The 16,285-nt window shown below is 66.2% G+C and carries 14 protein-coding genes and 3 pseudogenes; 5 read left to right on the forward strand and 12 right to left on the reverse strand.

What is annotated here, in order from left to right; all coding sequences use genetic code 11:
* Positions 1-517: tetratricopeptide repeat protein (locus AB0H93_RS38125; protein ID WP_358580307.1), on the forward strand; the 517-nt coding region annotated here is incomplete at its 5' end.
* Between the two features lie 30 nt (positions 518-547).
* Complete coding sequence (locus tag AB0H93_RS38130; RefSeq protein ID WP_358580309.1) at positions 548-958, forward strand: hypothetical protein; 411 nt, start codon at positions 548-550, stop codon at positions 956-958.
* Positions 959-1,145: 187 nt separating this feature from the next.
* Here the strand turns inward: AB0H93_RS38130 and AB0H93_RS38135 are convergent, their stop codons facing one another.
* The 6 genes and pseudogenes from AB0H93_RS38135 to AB0H93_RS38160 all read right to left on the reverse strand — a co-directional run bounded on the left by AB0H93_RS38135 (position 1,146) and on the right by AB0H93_RS38160 (position 7,703).
* Entirely contained in the window at positions 1,146-3,116 is a 1,971-nt protein-coding gene (locus AB0H93_RS38135) for a hypothetical protein (RefSeq protein ID WP_358580311.1), read from the reverse strand.
* Entirely contained in the window at positions 3,113-4,249 is a 1,137-nt protein-coding gene (locus tag AB0H93_RS38140; protein ID WP_358580313.1) for a 5'-methylthioadenosine/S-adenosylhomocysteine nucleosidase, read from the reverse strand. Before AB0H93_RS38140 ends, AB0H93_RS38135 begins: the two co-directional genes overlap by 4 nt.
* Positions 4,246-4,719 (reverse strand): annotated as a pseudogene (locus AB0H93_RS38145) (NUDIX hydrolase); the annotation flags it as partial. The pseudogene AB0H93_RS38145 and the gene AB0H93_RS38140, both read right to left, overlap by 4 nt.
* Positions 4,692-5,546, reverse strand: a complete 855-nt coding sequence (locus tag AB0H93_RS38150) for an integrase core domain-containing protein (RefSeq protein WP_358580373.1) — start codon at positions 5,544-5,546, stop codon at positions 4,692-4,694. The pseudogene AB0H93_RS38145 and the gene AB0H93_RS38150, both read right to left, overlap by 28 nt.
* 288 nt (positions 5,547-5,834) lie before the next feature.
* Positions 5,835-6,086 (reverse strand): hypothetical protein, encoded by a 252-nt coding sequence (locus tag AB0H93_RS38155; RefSeq protein ID WP_358580315.1) that lies wholly within the window; start codon positions 6,084-6,086, stop codon positions 5,835-5,837.
* 39 nt (positions 6,087-6,125) lie between these two features.
* Positions 6,126-7,703: a carboxylesterase family protein gene (locus AB0H93_RS38160; RefSeq protein ID WP_358580317.1), complete on the reverse strand. Its 1,578-nt coding sequence runs from the start codon at positions 7,701-7,703 to the stop codon at positions 6,126-6,128.
* A gap of 97 nt (positions 7,704-7,800) precedes the next feature.
* Between AB0H93_RS38160 and AB0H93_RS38165 the strand changes: the two genes are divergently transcribed.
* Positions 7,801-8,400 (forward strand): TetR family transcriptional regulator C-terminal domain-containing protein, encoded by a 600-nt coding sequence (locus AB0H93_RS38165; RefSeq protein ID WP_358580319.1) that lies wholly within the window; start codon positions 7,801-7,803, stop codon positions 8,398-8,400.
* Positions 8,401-8,433: 33 nt separating this feature from the next.
* Here the strand turns inward: AB0H93_RS38165 and AB0H93_RS38170 are convergent, their stop codons facing one another.
* Both AB0H93_RS38170 and AB0H93_RS38175 read right to left on the reverse strand, forming a co-directional pair.
* Positions 8,434-8,700 carry an integrase core domain-containing protein gene (locus AB0H93_RS38170; protein ID WP_358580321.1) on the reverse strand — a complete coding sequence of 89 codons (267 nt, stop codon included), beginning with the start codon at positions 8,698-8,700 and terminating at the stop codon, positions 8,434-8,436.
* A 952-nt stretch (positions 8,701-9,652) separates the two neighbouring features.
* Positions 9,653-10,540: a DUF6282 family protein gene (locus AB0H93_RS38175; RefSeq protein WP_358580324.1), complete on the reverse strand. Its 888-nt coding sequence runs from the start codon at positions 10,538-10,540 to the stop codon at positions 9,653-9,655.
* 227 nt (positions 10,541-10,767) lie between these two features.
* On the opposite strand from AB0H93_RS38175, the pseudogene AB0H93_RS38180 reads away from it, so the two are divergent.
* A pseudogene (locus tag AB0H93_RS38180) lies at positions 10,768-11,980 on the forward strand (IS110 family transposase).
* Positions 11,981-12,026: 46 nt separating this feature from the next.
* On the opposite strand, the gene AB0H93_RS38185 reads toward AB0H93_RS38180, so the two are convergent.
* Genes AB0H93_RS38185 through AB0H93_RS38195 form a run of 3 tightly spaced genes read right to left on the reverse strand, consistent with a single transcriptional unit; the run spans position 12,027 to position 15,075 of the window.
* Positions 12,027-13,331, reverse strand: a complete 1,305-nt coding sequence (locus AB0H93_RS38185) for an MFS transporter (RefSeq protein ID WP_358580327.1) — start codon at positions 13,329-13,331, stop codon at positions 12,027-12,029.
* Positions 13,332-13,366: 35 nt separating this feature from the next.
* Positions 13,367-14,161 (reverse strand): aldolase/citrate lyase family protein, encoded by a 795-nt coding sequence (locus AB0H93_RS38190; RefSeq protein WP_358580329.1) that lies wholly within the window; start codon positions 14,159-14,161, stop codon positions 13,367-13,369.
* Entirely contained in the window at positions 14,158-15,075 is a 918-nt protein-coding gene (locus AB0H93_RS38195; RefSeq protein WP_358580331.1) for a hypothetical protein, read from the reverse strand. Before AB0H93_RS38195 ends, AB0H93_RS38190 begins: the two co-directional genes overlap by 4 nt.
* Positions 15,076-15,225: 150 nt before the next feature.
* On the opposite strand from AB0H93_RS38195, the gene AB0H93_RS38200 reads away from it, so the two are divergent.
* Positions 15,226-16,008: a helix-turn-helix domain-containing protein gene (locus tag AB0H93_RS38200; RefSeq protein ID WP_358580333.1), complete on the forward strand. Its 783-nt coding sequence runs from the start codon at positions 15,226-15,228 to the stop codon at positions 16,006-16,008.
* Between the two features lie 109 nt (positions 16,009-16,117).
* Here the strand turns inward: AB0H93_RS38200 and AB0H93_RS38205 are convergent.
* A pseudogene (locus tag AB0H93_RS38205) lies at positions 16,118-16,207 on the reverse strand (flavin reductase); the annotation flags it as partial.
* Positions 16,208-16,285 lie beyond the last annotated feature (78 nt).

The raw sequence follows: 16,285 nt of genomic DNA on the forward strand, positions 1-16,285 counted from the left end.
TGGGGATGTGGCAGGGGCGGTGACCGAGCTGGAAGAACTGTTGGCTAGCCAGCTACATGCGTTTGGGCCGCACCATCCCACCACCTTGACGACCCGGCATAGCCTCGCATTTTCTCTCGGTGAGGCCGGAGATGTGGCTGGGGCCGTCGGAGAGTTAGAGGAGGTGCTGGCTTCGCAGTGGCGGGTGCTCGGCCCAAAAGATCCGGACACGATGGCCACGTGGCATAGCCTTGCCTACTTTCGGGGCTTAGCAGGAGATGCGGCTGGGGCCGTCGCTGAGCTGGAAAAGCTGTTGGCGGAACGATACGTCATGCTGGGGCCGAAGAACCCTGTCACGTTGACGACCCAGCACAGCCTCGCTTTCTTTCGGGGCCAGGCCGGAGATGTGGCGGGAGCCGTCCGTGAGCTCGAAGCGACATTAGCTTCCCAACTGCAGGTGCTCGGCCCGGAACACCCCGACACGCAGACCACCCGACATGACCTCGCCTACTGGAGGGGCCTGGCAAATGATCTCTGAGCCTTTGGCTGGAGGCATCGCGGAATCCGAGTGGGGATCAGCTGGCTGTATGCGGTCATGGGTGCGCTGGCAGACTTGATCGTCATGGCAGTGCTGAAGCGGGTCGCGTTGGTGGTCGGAGCCGCAGCGATCGTAGCGGCTGTGACGCTTGCGATCGCGGCGAAGAGCTGGGAGTTCGCCAGCTGGGTCTCAGCAGTTATCGGTGCATTGTCCGTAGCTGGGGGACTGGTAATGCAGGCGAGACGCTCCGGTAACCAGGACGCGACGACGTCCAGCGGTGATGACATCAGGATCACGAACGTGAAAGCGCGTAGGACAGTCATCGGGAAGGAAAGCAGCGGCGACAGCTCAGGCGACCGCATTGAGATCGACAGCGTTGAAGCCGGCGAAGACCTCTACGGCAAGCGCACGAACCGCACTTGGGCCGCGGACGATCAGTAGTCCGAACCGCGTTGCTGTCCGAAGCGCTGGTCGAGGCAGCTCTGACTGGGCGGGCCACTCCAGCTGACCTTCCGCATCGGCCCCGGCGGGCGGGGTAGTCAGCCGGAGCAAACCAGCCGGTAACATGCTTTCACCAGGGGACCGGGGCGTCGTTCCAATATCGTCGCGGGAGGGCGATTGACGCGGTTCAGCGATCCGCGGGCGGTTTGCGGTGCGGATGGTGGTTGATCCAGTTCTTACCCTCTGCGGCGATGCCTTCCAGGATGTGCAGGGTGGGGGTGAACCCTGCGGTTTCGAGGTTGAGAGCGATGAAGGAGTCGATGTGCTCCTCGGGAGTGGGTTGCTGTTCATCGGGTTCTGTGACTCGGATGTTCCTGGTAGGGCCGTTGCTCAGCGTCAGCTCCAGGGTGTACTTGAGTGTGCTGGTGGTGGCGACGTGGACGGAGGAGACGGCGTCGAAGCGGTAGTTGCTCCGTTCCTCGCCGTTGTACGAGCCTGTCTCGAAGTTGAGTTCAGTGCTGACCTCGCGAACCCCGTCCAGGGTTATGAGGAACAGGCGGATGTCGTACTTGGAGTACCTCCAGGGACAGCCTTGGAACCGGGCACGTTTGGTCCCAGCAGCGGGGGTTTGCAGGAATGAGTGGGCGATGATGTCGCACCACGCCAGCCGGTAGTGGCGCAGTGTCTTGTCGAGCAGCAAGGTCTTGTCGGAGTTCAGCCAGGTTTCCATCTCGTCCTCGTCCGGGCGGATGGAGTTCAGCTTTTGCTCCCACCGGTGGTAGGCGGCCAATCGTTCTTCGAATGCCTGCTCTTGCTCCAGATGTTCCTCGGCGTACCGTCGCCGTTCGGCGATGATGTGAAATCCACGCTGTGCTGCGGTGCGTCCGCTGAGTACCGCGGCGAGCGCGGCTACTACGGCGGGTAGCAGCGCGGTCTGGAACGCCGCGGCCATAGCGATCACTGCTGCCGGGATGGCCACGACCAGCGCCAGCAAGCACCATGCCTTCGTTGCCGGTGTGATTCGGTACTGCCGTTGAAAGTCGAACAACGTGCCTGCTCGCCAGCGTTTGCGGACATCGAGCACGAGGTAGGCGATCAGCCAGTTGACCGGGCCGATAGAGGTTCTGCTCTCCCGGTAGATCTCGGCGATCTCGTCGCGCAGCTCGTTGCGGATGCCAGCCGTCGCAGCCAGCCATGTCTGGCGGGTTTCCTCTTGCGGCGCGTACTTGTTGAAGTAGCGATCGAAGGACTGGTCGACCTTGTCTGCGAACCCGCCTTCTGGAGCGCGCCTGCGTTCCGTCAGTCCGAAGTAGACCCTTTCCTTGGCTCTCAGGCGCAACTTGCGGTAGCGCCATTCCAGCGCGTTGCGTGCCGCGACGTAACCGGCGAAGAGCGCAAGCAGATAGGAGATCACAGGTAATGACGCGGCGCGCTGCAGCACCAGCCATCCGAGGTAGCCGACGGCAAGGACGAACACCGCAGCGCCGAGAAGTCTCAGCCTCTGGTCGCGATCGGTAATGGCTACTTGCGCCACCGCCCGTGGACGCGGCTTGATCGGCAGGGGATGGAAGTACGCCCACACGCGGTCGAAGCGGCCATTGCTCACCTGAGCTTGCTTGGCCGCGACCCGGGCCTCCGACCACAGGCGGTCTTTCATCCCACCGGTGAGGACCAGGTCGAGATGGCGCAGTATCTTGTCACGCTGCTTCGGTTGGGTCTCGAATAGTTCGTCGAGCGCGGCTGCCGGGTTGCAGTTGTGGCCTGCCGTGGTGTCCAGCAGCTTGCACACCGCGGACAGGGCGAGCTTCCACTCGCTCTCTGGAAAGGAGTGCAGGTCCTTTGATGTCTGTTCCAGCTGATCTCGTTCCTGCGCGTTGAGATCCCGGTAGGATCGCTTGCTGAGCAGCGCCAACACCCAGTGGAAACGCACTTCGGCGGAGTCGAAGCCGTGCGCGATGGCATCGCGGATGAGATCCCGGGCCTGGCCGGGCGCGCCGCCGTCCAGAAGGTTGCGGCCGACCTCGTACTTCCGGATGGGCGGGTCAGCCGGAGTGCTCACGTACACGGTCGAGTTGTGCACGGCGCCTGCGACAATGCCGGCCGTTGATCCCGCTTCGACGCTCACCTTCGTGGTGGATGTCTCCGAATTCTCGCTCATGACAGGCCGTTCACCGCCGAGATAATGGTGGCGATCTTGGTCACGAGCTCCGCGACTTCGGCGACCAGGCCGCGCAGTCGTTTCAGAGACAGCAGGGCCCTGCTCCTGGCCTCGGGTTCCTTCGTTTCGAGGGCCCGACTGGCGTTGTCGAGCTCTTCGTTCGCCGCCTTGTAGGTGGCGTCGTCAACGGCGCCGTTTGCCCGTGCGCTCGCCAGCTGATCGCGCAGCCCACGCAACTCGGCTGTCAGATCGGTCGCGGTGGACTCCGGCCCGGCCGACATGTGGACGGTGCTGTTATTGACATCGCGGGCCACGATGCCGGCTATGCCGTGGCTGGTCACAGTGGTATGGCTTGTGGTGTCGCACTCTTTCTCCATCGCGATGCGCTCCTGTCTGGCGATCAGTTGCTTGGCGAGATGAGTTGCGAACGTGGCGGCTCCGGCCGCGGCCCGTGGTTGCCAGTCGGCGTCGTCGCTACTGTTCTTCGTCCCATCGGCTCGATCACTGATGCCACGCACGATCGCGACCGGCACGGCGTTGAAGTGCCCTGCTTGCGCGACACCGGCCGCCTCCATCTCGATGGCCAGCGCGTCGTTGAAGTGTTCCCGGACCCAGCGCGCCTCGTAAGAGTGGCGGGAATTGTGCAAGACCTCGCCCGCCGCAACGGGTCCGAAATGGACTTTGGGCGTGTGATCGCCGGGCAGGTCGCGGGACCAGTCATCGGAGCGGGCCACGTGCTGGGCGAGCTGGTTGAGAAGGTGTGCGGTTTCCCAGGCTCGCGGCCGGGCCTTCGCTCCGTCGTCTTCACTGGTCGCGCCGTGGTAGCCGTACACGTGGGTCGCTACGACGACGTCGCCCAGCTTCGTCTTGTCCCACAACGCGCCCGCCACACCGACGAACAACAACGCAGCCGGTGAGAACTGCTGTATCGCTCTTTCAGCGAACACTGCCGCCGGATGATTCCCCTTGCCGGTCTGCCCGAGCGCGATTCGGCAATCGCTGCCTCGCAGGCGGCCGACCTCGAAGAGCGAGCCTTTGTCGTGGTGGTGCAGCTGCGGGGCGACGAGTCTTTCCCGGACGGCGTGATACTCGAGATCGAAGGCTGTGAGTATCACTACCAGGTCGTTCGTCAATGGTCCTCCTCGTCCGACATCGGGTGTTCGGGGCGGATCAACGGCGGATGCAGTACAGTTCGCGACCCGGCCATGTACAGGCGGGCGGGACGGCCTTTGGTCGTTCGGCGGGTCGACTCCACGGGCGTGAGGAAGCCCGGAACGCCCTGGACCTTTCGGTAGAAATTCCGCGGATCGAGCGAGACTCCCCAGACCGCCTCGTAAACCGTTTGCAAGTCCGAGATCGTGAAGGTCTCCGCGCAGAACGCGGTGGCCAGCGCTGTCCGCTCCAGCTTCGCTCGAGCCCGCTCCACACCGTCGGCGACGATCTCCAAGTGGTCGAAGGCCAGCTTCAGGCGCCCGCTCAGCACGTCGTCGACCGGCTGCCAGGAAGCGCTCGCGGCGTCGGTGCCCGCGATCGGCTCCGGAAGGCTCGGGGCAATGGCGAGGTAGGCCACAGAGATCACGCGTCCGCGTGGATCACGACCGGGCTTTCGTCGCCGATCCCTGTAGGGTGCCAAAACTCGATGCACAGGGTTGACCTTGGTTTTCTGACGGTCATCAAGCGGCTCGGGTGTACTCGTTGATCAGTCCGTTGAGGACCTTTCGACGCCGGATGGGGGGCGTCGATCGGGATCGCTGTCGTCGAAACGTGGTCCGGCGGGTGTTGGTCGAGGCTCTGGTGTGGGCGGTGGGAGTTGAAATGGTCCGAGTACTCGGTTAGCACTGTCATGGCGTGCCGTTCGTTGTAGATCAGGAGTCGGTCGGTGCATTCTTCGCGGACGGTGCGGATGAATCGTTCGGCGTAGCAGTTCGCCCGCGGTGTCCGCGGCGGGGTCTTGATGACCCGCAAGCCCTCGGAGGCGAACACCGCGTCGAACGCTGCGGTGTACCTGGTATCGCGATCACGGATCAGGAACCGAAACGATGCGGCTCGTTCGCCGAGGTCCATCAGCAGGTTGCGGGCGTCCTGCGTGGTCCAGGCACCAGTCGGGTTGGCGGTGACGCCGAGGATATGAACGGTGCGGGTACGGACCTCGATGACGAACAGGACATACAGCCGGCGGAGGCCGATGGTGTCGACGTGGAAGAAATCGACTGCGAGCAGTCCGGATGCCTGAGCGCGCAGGAAGCTGCGCCACGAGGTGTCCGTGTGACGGGGAGCGGGGCCGATGCGGGATTGTCGGAGGATGCGGCGGATCGTGCCCGCGCCGACGTGGTGCCCCAAGCCGATCAGTTCGCCGTGGATGCGGCGATGGCCCCACCTGGGATTTTCTCGGGCCAGGCGGACGATGAGGTCGCGGAGTTCGGTGGTGATCGGTGGCCGGCCAGGCCGTGAGGGATAGTTCTACTTCTTGGTGATCAGATGCCGGTGCCAGGCCAGCAGTGTGCCGGGTGTGACGATCCGGGCCCGTCGCAGGGCGCGGGGGAGTAAGCGGGCCGGCGCGGACAGAGTTGCTTGATCCGGCCAGGATTAACGGGGTCGGCGCCCCAGCTGGCGGGGTAACACTGCCACTTCATGTCGCAGCACCAGGATCTCGATGTCCTTGGCCGCCGTACTCCGGGCGGCCAGTCAACGAAGCCCCTGGTCGCCGACCGAGGATAGTTATGGCACGGTACAGAAGCCGAGGCCGGACATCCGCTCCAGCAGCGCCACCGCGCGCTCGGGCAGCAGAGCCCGGTCTCCATCAGCGAGCCGGCGCAGCGTGTCACGTCGCGCGGTCAGCTCCTCGATCCGTTCGGTGAGCTGCCGTTCGACGCCGGTGAGCGCGTCGGCAAAGCCCGCGGCGTCGGTGTCGAGCAGGGGCCCGATGTCGGCCAGCGGCACCCCGGCGGTGGCCAGCGTCCGGACCTGCACCAGCCAGAACGCCCTCGGCCGGAACCGCGAACGACCCCACTACACTCCGTGCTCTTGCTCACGGAGCGTTACTTTACGGCACATCGCACCGACCCGAGCGGAGGGCCTAGGAGCCGACCCGGACAATTGCGAGAGATCGAAGGGGGCGGGGGAGTGGCCTTCCCAGATCTGGCGGGATGCCTGTTCGGGGTAGGGCAGAGTCTTCGACTCGGTGTCCAGGACGCGGGTGAGGTGCCCGTCGGGCCGGTGGGCGGACCAGCCCGCGTCGCCGGTGGTGACGAAGCGGACCCATGCCTCCTGGAGTTCGCGGGAGAGCGCGACGGCCTCGGGAGTGGGCTCCTCGCCGATGAGCTGGGTGCCGACGGGGCTGTCCAGCGTGCCGAACGCCAGGGGCACGTCGAGGCTATGGCAGGCGCCCAGGATGCCGCCGAGGGCCGGGGCAACCCAGCACAGTTCGAACAGGTACGAGGTGCCGCCGGCTGCGGCGTTCGCCTCGGCCAGCTTCTGTGACGGCATGCGGAAGAGGGCGTCGGAGTACACCGTCTCCACCAACTCCTCCGGGCCCGCCTGCGGGAACGCGGCACGGTAGGCCCGCGCGCCGTCCGGCTGCGGGGCGTGCAGTTCCAGGGCTGCGTGGGCGTCCTCCTCGGTGAAGGTGCCGTACCGTCCGCTCATGACGCTGAAGTACCGGAATTCGTCCCGGGTGTGGCCGACGAGCAGTTCGGTCCCGCTCGCGCGCGCGCCGGTCAGCGCGGGCCAGGGCGTTTCCGGGAGGACCTCGCCGTCGACGACGGGGCACAGCGCGGTGCCGGTCTCCGTGAGGCGTCCCCAGCTCTCCCGGTGCGCGTGGAGGCCGGCGTTGAAGGAGGTGAGCTCGGCGGCCAGGTGCCATGGGTCGATGTCGCGCAGGGCCTCGGCGGTGGGGGCCGCCGCGCCGAGCCGGTCCGCGAACGCGGCGGTGACCTGCCGTGCCAGCGCGGGGGTGCTGTGCAGCCCCGGCACCGAATGGGCGATGGCCCGCCGGAACAGCCCGCGCGCGGACTTCATCGTCAGCAGGGCGGCGACCGAGCCCGCCCCGGCGGACACCCCGGCCACGGTGACCCGGCCGGGGTCGCCTCCGAAGGCGGCGATGTTGCGCTGCACCCACTCCAGCGCCGCGATCTGGTCGAGAAATCCGCGGTTTGGCGGCACGTCGTCGAGGAACGCGAATCCCTCCGCGCCCACGCGGCAGTTGATGGTCACCACGACGACTCCCGCCTCGGCCAGCGCTGCCGGGTCGTACATCGGGTCGCTCGACGCCGCCGAGAGGTAGCCGCCCACGGGGATCCACACCAGCACCGGCAGTCCCGCCGCGCCGGGATCCGGAGTGCCGACGTTGAGCGTCAGCCAGTCGGTGCCCTGCGGGGGCACGTCGATCGGCAGGGACAGCGGCACCACGGGGCCGAACTCGACCGCCTGCCTCGTCCCCTCCCAGCGGTGCGGCGGCGCGGGCGCGGCGAAGCGGAGCGCTCCGACCGGGGGCTGGGCGTAGGGGATGCCGCGGAACACCGCGTGCCCCTGCCGCCGGCGCCCCTGCACCACGCCTTCCGTGGTCCGTACCTTTGGCTGTTCGGACATGACGAGTCCTTCCCTCGAGTGGACCCCAGAATTATGGGTCAGGTGTATTATGTCAACTGTATTGAAACAGTCTCGGGGTACGAGGGAGGGGCCGGCGATGCCGAAACAGGTGGATCACCGCGGACGCCGCGAAACGATCGCCCGCGCACTGTGGCGGGTGGTGGAGCAGCGCGGCGTCACACAGCTGACGATGCGCGTGGTGGCGCAGGAGGCGGGCATGTCACTCGGGCAGCTGCAGCACTACTTCGCCTCCCGGACCGCCATGCTCTCCTTCGCCATGGACTTCGCGTCCGAGCAGACCTCGGTGCGCATACACCAGGGGCTCGAAAAGCTCGGTGACCGTCCGCACCCCCGTGACGTGCTGCGACTGACGCTCGCGGAAATGCTCCCCCTGCATGCCGACGCCCGTGCGACCAGCCGGATGAGCGCCGCCTACGTCCTGGAGGCGCTGCACGACGAGGCCGTGCACGAGCAGGCGCGCCGCGGCCTCGTCCAAGGGCGGGCCCTCGTCGAGCAGTTGGTCCGCCAGGCGATCGCCGACGGGCACATCGACTCCGGCCGCGACCCGGCGACCGAGACCAACCTGCTCCTCGCCCTCACCGGCTTCACCTCCCTGATCGAACTCGACGTGATCGAGCCCCAGGACGCGCTCGCCGCGATCGACGTGCATCTGGACCGGCTGTTCAGGAGTACGTGACCTTGTGGGTGCCGAAAACTACGTCCATGCAGTTCAAGCGGCATGTCGGTATTCGTGGATGGCTCCGCCGAGTCGGTCGTATCGGCGTATGGCGAGGCGTTCGATCCTGTCGGGCTCAAGGGGCTGGGGCCGGGCTTGCAGGGGTGCCGCGGCGGCGAGTGATCGGTGGGTTCGGTGCAGGTTGTAGTGCCGTTCGTACTCGCGCAGTGCATGTCGGAGATGTCTCTCGTTCCAGATCAGTGTGCGGTCCAGCAGTTCGGCGCGGAGCGTCTTCACCCAGCGTTCCATGATTGCGTTCATGCGGGGGCATCCGGATACCGGTCAGCACAGTATTGATCCTGGCGTCGCTGAGGATGTTGTCGATCAAGGCGGGGTACTTGGCGTCGCGGTCGCGGATGAGGAACCTGATCTGAGAGAGGTTTCCGGAGTCCTCCAGGTCCATCAGCAGGTTGCGGACGGCTTGCGCCACCCATGCATGGGTAGGGTGCGCGGTGGTGCCGAGAATGCGGACAAGCCTGTCAGCGTGGTGGATGGCTGCGAGAATGTATTGGCGCTGACCGGAAAGTGTGACGGTCTCGATGAAGTCCATCGCCAGGATGGCCTCGGCTTGGGAGCGCAGGAAACTGGCCCAGGTGATGGTTCTCCGTTGCGGAGACGGGGTGACGCCAGCAGCCTTAAGAATCTCCCACACTGTAGAAGGGGCGACCTTGATACCGAGGAGGGCGAGTTCTCCGTGAATACGCCGATACCCCCAGGAGGGGTTTTCGGCGGCCAAACGGAGGATGAGACGGCGGATCGAGGCGAGAGTTCGTGGACGCCCAGGCCCGCGGTTCGCGCTTGCGCAGGCGTGGCGACGTTTCACCAGCTCCCGATGCCACCGCAGCACCGTGTCCGGGCTGACCAGCAGCCGGAGCCGATGTAGCGTCGAGCGAGCCAGCGGCACGAGGAGTGCGGCAAGGAACGCCCTACCCTCAGGTCGCAGTTGTAGGCGTCGGTCGCCGAGTTACCGTTGCAGCACGGCGAGTTGGTGGCGTAAGGCCAGGATCTCAACATCCTTCTCACGGTCAATCATCGGCAACAGTCGCAGCGTTGCGAAGGCGTGAGCGACAGCTAAGAAGACGAAGCGGACCAGCACATGACGTGATCATGCCGGACGTTGATCGACCATCTGCCGAAAGCTTTGACCTGCACGGACGTATTTTCGGCACGCACACGGTGCGGTGGACGTGGCTCGGTGTGCACGATCGTGCGATCAGTCGGACAGCGAGAGCAGCTCTCGTGGGTTGTCGTGCACGATCCGGCGTAGATCCTTCTCCGCCAGTCCGAGGTCCAGCAGTGCCTCGGCGACGCGCCGGAATGCATCGACCGGACGGGGGAAACCGGCCTGGCCGAGGTCGGAGCCGATCAGCGTGTTTTCCGGTCCGAGGGCTGAGATCCATTCCATGAGCTGCTCGATCGGCCAGCGCATCCGGGCGCCCGGGTCGTACATGTGGAGCTCGTGCTCGATCAGCGCCCCGTGCTCGATGTAGCTCGCGCACTGCTTGGGGTCGGCGCCGATGACGAAGTCCGGGTGGGACACGACGAACCTGCGCACTCCCCGCTCCCTGGCGGCCGCGAAGCACGTGCTGATGTCCTCGGGGTGGAGGTGGCCACCGTTGAGGACGGCGTCGTGTTCGGCGATCAGATCGAAGATGGGGAGCAGCTCCGGGACGACCTGCTCGTCTCGGACGACTTCGATCCGCTCCGCGGTCAGTTTCACGGTCGGGGTGGGGAATCCCAGGTTCTCGGCGTGGCAGTCGATGTGCCGGCCGGAGGAGACGGTCGGCAGGTAGACGATTTTGCCTCCGAGCCCGAGGCAGAGCTGTACCTGGGCAAGGTTCAGGCCGCCGACGGTGGAGTTCAGGGCGACCGCGCCGATCACCTCGGTCGGGATGTCGGCGAGCAGCGAGCGTTGGGCGAGCACGTCCATCTGGGTGTTGTGGTGGTGGCACTTGGCGACCATCGCCCGCATGCGCAGGCGCTCCCAGCCGTCGCGGGCACCTCCCGCGTGGTCGAACTCCCGGGGCATCGGGGACGGTCCGGAATGGCAGTGCATGTCGACGAGACCGTCGAGGATCGAGTCGATGGCATCGGTGGTCATGGTGTCTCCATAAGATTGTTGATGTTCAGGACGTGGTGTTCTGGATGCCCAGGGCGGCGGGGTGTGGCTGATGGTGTCTTGCCGTTGGGTGGCTCCCAAGGAGTGGCCGCCTCGTCGTTCTGGACGCCCTGGCCGCTGATTGAAATCTGTGCGCGTGGTCGCTGTTTATGGAGCTGCAGGCGGGGTCGTCCGCGGGGTTGAGCTGGGATGACGGGAGGACGGGCCCGGTGAAGGTCCGCAAGATCGTCTGGGTGGGTATCGATGTCGGCAAGCACGGCCACCACGCCTGTGTGGTGGATGAGACCGGCAAGATCGTGTTCCAGCAGAAGGTGGTCAACAGTCGGACCGCGATCGAGGTGTTGATCGCCCGTGCCGCCAAAAAGGCAGGTGAGGTGGTGTGGGCGGTGGATATGACCTCCGGTGCCGCCGGCCTTTTGATCACCCTGTTGCTACACCGGGCAGCCGGTGGTGTACGTGCCCGGCAGGCTGGTGAACCGGATGGCCGGAGCGTTCGCCGGGGAGGGCAAGACCGACGCCAAAGACGCCCGCACCATCGCCGAAACCGCCCGGATGCGCGGGGACCTGACCCCGGTGACCAGCCCGAACGAGATCGTCTCCGACTTGCAGGTCCTCACCGCCCGCCGCGAGGACCTCATGGCCGACTGGGTGCGGGGCGTCAACCGGATCCGTGAGCTGCTGGCGTCGATTTTTCCCTCGCTGGAACGGGCCTTCGACTTCTCCACCCGCTCCGCGCTGATCCTGCTGACCGGATTTCAGACCCCCGACGGCGTCCGCGCCGCCGGCGCGGACGGGGTGCGGTCCTATCTTCTGGATCACCAGGCCCACACCCGCAGCATTCCGTCCATCGTGGACAAAACACTGGCCGCGGCCGGAGAACAAACCCTTGCCCTGCCTGCAGAATCGATCACGGCAGCGCTGATCGCCAGACTGGCCCGCCAACTGCTCGACCTCGATCGGGAGATCAAAGAACTCGACAAGCAACTCACCGAACGCTTCGACGATCACCCCGACGCCGAACGCATCACCAGCGTCGATGGCTTCGGCCCGATCCTGGGCGCCCAGCTGCTGGCCGACACCGGAGGAGACCTGCTCGCCGCCTTCGGCAACCCCGGCCGCCTGGCCACCTACGCCGGTCTGGCCCCGGTCCCTCGCGATTCCGGGCGCATCCGCGGCAACCTGCACCGGCCAAAGCGCTACCACCGCGGACTGCGGCGAGTGTTCTATCTGGCCGCGCTGCCGAGCATCAAACGACCCGATAGCCCCTCCAGGGTCTTCTACCAGCGTAAACGCGGCGAGGGGAAACTGCATACCCAAGCGTTGATCGCGCTCGCCCGGCGCCTGGTCGACGTCATCTGGGCACTCCTGCGCGACCGCCGCACATTCCAGATCACACCGCCCATCCAGGCCGAAGCGGGTTGACACGATCATTGAAACTCCTCGTGGGGCGGGTGGAATGCGGGCAGGGTCAGCCGCTGTGCATGTCGACGTCGCGGGTCTCCGGCCCGAGCCAGGCACTGACCGACGTCAGCAGGCCGCCGATCGTGACCAGGGCCGCGGGCGCCAGCTCCGGACCGAGGAGGGCCTCGAGTCCGAGCAGGTAGTAGGCGAAGAAGGACGGGAGGACGAGGGCCAGGCTGTAGCCGATGCCGTATCCGGTTGCCCGCAGCGAGGCGGGGAACCGCTCGGTCATGTAGGCGGCCACCGGGCCGAATGCCAGGATGCCGACGGTGAACGCGACGCTGAGCAACGCGGTGGAGGCCCAGAAACCGAGCCCGGCGGTGCTGCCGAGGATCGCGAGGGTCCCAGCGCCGACGACCGCGACGAGCACGCCGGTTCCGATGTAGAAGGGACGCCGGCCGAATCGCTGGCTGATGAGCCCGGCCAGGGGGTAGGTTGCCGCACTGATCAAGGAAGCGATCACCAAGGAGGTCGTCAGCTGGGTCGACGTCATCCCGGCGGCTGCGGACGCCAAGTTCGGGAGGATGGTGACCGTGACGTTGAGGACGGACCAGATCCCCGTCATCAGGACGAAGACCTGCAGGAGGCTTCGCCGTTGCGCACCGGTGAAGAGCTCGCGCAACGGCGAGACCCGTTTCTCGGCGGTCTCCTGCTGGTGCCCCTCCGACTCGGGCACGTACTTGACGAAGTAGACCAGCACACCGACCGCGAACAGCGACCCGATCACGAAGGGGATGCGCCAACCCCAAGTCGAATACGGTGACTCCACCGAGCCTGTGGGGAAGATCTGCAAGAGCACCAGGGTGAGCAGCGAGATCAGGCACAGCGCGAGAGGTGAGGTCATGGTGATGAGCCCGCTGGCGAGCCCGCGGCGGCGCGTCGGCGTCCACTCCATCGCCAGCGGGATCGCCGCGGTGTACTCACCGCCGAGGAACACGCCGTCGAGCAGACGCAATGCGATCAACAGGGCCACGGCCCAGAGCCCGACGTTGGCGTATCCGGGTAGCAGGGCGATGACCATCGTGGTTACCGCGATGCCGGCGATGGCGATGATCGTGGCCTTGCGTCGGCCGGTGCGGTCGGCGAGCACCCCGAAGATCACGGCACCGATCGGGCGTCCGAGCAGTGTAGCGGTGAAGATGAACGCGGCGATGATCGTACGTGTGCTCGCATCCAGATCCGGTGGGACGAAGTAGGCCATCGCGGGCGCGAGAGCGATGACCGGCACGTAGATGTCGAACTGGTCGACGAAGTAACCGGTGATGCCGCCGGTGAGCGCGCGGCGACGTTCCGGAGACCGCTCGTCGGCCACTGCGACATCTGGCCGTGAGTGATGGGTCGAGGAGGTCATGGCAGGTCCTTCGGTTGACCAGTGCTTGACGACGAGGTGTCGCGAGCAGTTCGGAGGTCATGGACGATGCCGCGTGCCGACTGGCTGAGCATCGTTGCGTCGTTGCCGACGAGGACGAAGTCGTAGTGGTGGGGGAGGGCTTGCGCGGCGGCGGGGGAGCCGACGGCGGTGCCGAGGGGTACCGCGTGGGCGTCGGCAGCCTTGCGGACACGGGTCAGCAGCTCGCCGAACTCGGCGGATTCCGCAGGAAGACCGGCCGCGACCGCGAGATCGGCCGGGCCGACGAACAGCGCGCCCAAGCCCGAAACCCGCGCGATCTCGTCTACCGCCGCGATAGCCTCGGGGCTCTCGAGCTGGGGAACGGGGACGACTCGCTCACCGGTGGCGAGGTAGCCTCGCGGATCCGCTCCCCAGCCGCCTGCCCGCACGGTCGGCCCGAAGCCACGGCTGCCGTGCGGTGGGAACCGGGCGTGTGACACCACGGCACGCACGTCGTCGATGTTGTCGACGTGGGGGATGAGGACCCCGGCGGCGCCGGAATCCAGCACTCGGCCGATCGTCGTCGCCGTTCGGTCGGGCACCCGGACCAGTGCCGGGATCCCGCACCCGCGTGCGGCACCGATCAGTTGGTGGACGGTCAGGATGTCCAGCGGCGCGTGCTCCATGTCGATGGCGACGAAGTCGAACCCGGCTGCGGCCATCATCTCCACGCTGTCGACGACAGGCAGCTTGATCCAGGTCCCGAAGCACGTTCCGTTATCGGATAGCAGGTCGCCGAAGTCCCGGTTCACGATCGGTCCCCGCGCGGCATCGGGTACTCGTCCGCGTTGAGGACCCAGCCCGGTTGCTCGGAGAAGTCCAGCCGGGGCGGGCAGAAGACGTCGATCAGCTGGTTGACGCCCTGACCGACCGAGCGACTGGTGTGCACCGCTGGCGGCGGGATGATCGTGACCGACGGGCTTGAGACCTCGACGTGGTCGTCTGGACGCCAGTCGGCCAGGTTTCTGGTCCACGGGGTTCTGATGTGGTGGACCCACCGGCCCGCGACGGTCAGCGAGCACTGCTCGAAGTCGTCGTGGTGGTGCGGCGAGAGATTCGCGGTGTCGCGCGGGCCGAAGTCCGCGTCGAACAGGTTCACCATGAGAGTGCTGCACCGGAAGATCCGGCCGAACCGCCCCTGCTCGTAGGGGTGGTCAGCGACCGGGTAGACACGGATCCGTGGGCTGTCGACCGGGTCCGGCCACGGTGCGAACGGAGCAACGTTCGGGTCGGGATCGGCGTAGGCGGACCGGTTGCGGCACCGCTCCTGCAGATCGGTAGACCTGGCCGAGAACAACCGCACGACTGTCGTGTCCGCGTCGACCACCATGTGGCTGTCACCGGCGGGAACCATTACGACCGACCGGTCCGTGACGGTGGACCTATCCGTTCCGGACACGATCTCGGCGGCGGCGCCGGCATCGGGGAACAACACCATGTACTCGTCGGGTTGGCCGATGCGTTCGATCCGCTCCCCGGCACGGGCCTGGGTATGCGCGACGACGACGTTCTGCCCGCGAACCCACCACGTGCGACTCCCCAGGGAGGTGATCTCGTCCGGCTCCAGCTCGGTGAAGTCGAGGAACTGGGCCGGGACGTTCGGTCGCGCGGGGGTCCTCCGGCCGGCCGCAATAGCCGCTCGGGGGTCATTGGCTCCGTATGACATCCTGCACCTCGTTGTGCGCATCGTGATATCGTTGTTCGTGATGTGGACAGCAGTGTGGCACCGGTGGTCTGCTCCGTCAAGACAACGCGTTGAGATGAACGATTACGGTTGGCTAGCCGACTGATCCGTAGCCATCGAAGGGAGTACCGCATGGACGAGTCCGCGCAGCGCGGAGTTGAGGGGACGTCGTCGGACATCCAGGCCGTGACCCGGGCGAGTCAAATCCTCGCCTTGTTCCGGCCGGACAGGCCGCACCTGACCGTCGCTGCTGCCGCCACCGAACTGGGGCTCAATCGGACGACGACTCACCGGTACTTCACGTCGCTCGTGTCCAGCGGGCTCCTTGAGCGGGGACGGGACGGCACGTCGTTCGTTCCGGGCGGACTTCTCGTTCAGCTCGGTACTTTTGCGCTGGGGCGACGCGCCGTGGTCGATCTCGCGCCGGCGCACCTGGCGAGGCTTTCTCGCGAGATCAGACTCTCGTCGGCGCTCAGCCTGTGGGGGTCGACCGGACCGGTCGTCACCAGGGTCGAGGAAGACAGCACCAACACGGTGGTCGTATCCGTGCGAGTGGGCCACCAGCTGCCCGTGGACTCGGCGCAGAGCCAGGTTTTCCTCGCCTTCATGGCGGATAGGTCCAAGGTCGATCAGTTGCTCGATGGGAATGGTGAACTCCGCGAACGTGTCGAACGTGTCCGGCTGACCGGTATGGCGTCGACCCACATAGCCGAATCCGACATCACGGCCCTCGGTGCTCCGGTGTTCGATGAGGCGGGCATCTGCGCCACGATCGCGGTGATCGGTACCGCGCGAACCCTTCCGGTTCACGAACCGCACGCAGCCGGTCGAGCTTTGCTCGAAACGGCGTTCGCACTGAGCAAGGAACTCGGCGGCGAACGGCACTATCCGCAGGGATTCTTGGAGACGCACTGACCGCCTTCTGATCAAGCCGGCTGCGGTGACGCGGACTTCGATAGGTGTGCGGGTGCGGCGGGCGGAGTATGTGGGCGCGCTGATGCGTACCACCATGCTGGCCAGTGGGTCAGAATCCCCAGGGATCATCGCGTCCCGGCAGTTCGAGTGCGCGGAAGCTGACCGTGTAGAACACGAGCGGGTTTCCGTCGTCGTACCAGAAGAGCACCCGCTCTTGGGTCTCCTTGTACCAGCGCAGAGCGTTTTCCTTGAAGGGGCCGTGAGGGCGGCCAGTATT

This window comes from Saccharopolyspora sp. NPDC050642 (genome assembly GCF_040654735.1).
GTDB lineage: Bacteria > Actinomycetota > Actinomycetes > Mycobacteriales > Pseudonocardiaceae > Saccharopolyspora > Saccharopolyspora elongata.

Coding starts and splice junctions, on each gene's coding strand:
- AB0H93_RS38135 (WP_358580311.1), bottom strand. CDS start 3,116: ATGAGCGAGAATTCGGAGACATCCACCACGAAGGTGAGCGTCGAAGCG.
- AB0H93_RS38160 (WP_358580317.1), bottom strand. CDS start 7,703: ATGTCCGAACAGCCAAAGGTACGGACCACGGAAGGCGTGGTGCAGGGG.
- AB0H93_RS38165 (WP_358580319.1), top strand. CDS start 7,801: ATGCCGAAACAGGTGGATCACCGCGGACGCCGCGAAACGATCGCCCGC.
- AB0H93_RS38170 (WP_358580321.1), bottom strand. CDS start 8,700: ATGAACGCAATCATGGAACGCTGGGTGAAGACGCTCCGCGCCGAACTG.
- AB0H93_RS38175 (WP_358580324.1), bottom strand. CDS start 10,540: ATGACCACCGATGCCATCGACTCGATCCTCGACGGTCTCGTCGACATG.
- AB0H93_RS38195 (WP_358580331.1), bottom strand. CDS start 15,075: ATGTCATACGGAGCCAATGACCCCCGAGCGGCTATTGCGGCCGGCCGG.
- AB0H93_RS38200 (WP_358580333.1), top strand. CDS start 15,226: ATGGACGAGTCCGCGCAGCGCGGAGTTGAGGGGACGTCGTCGGACATC.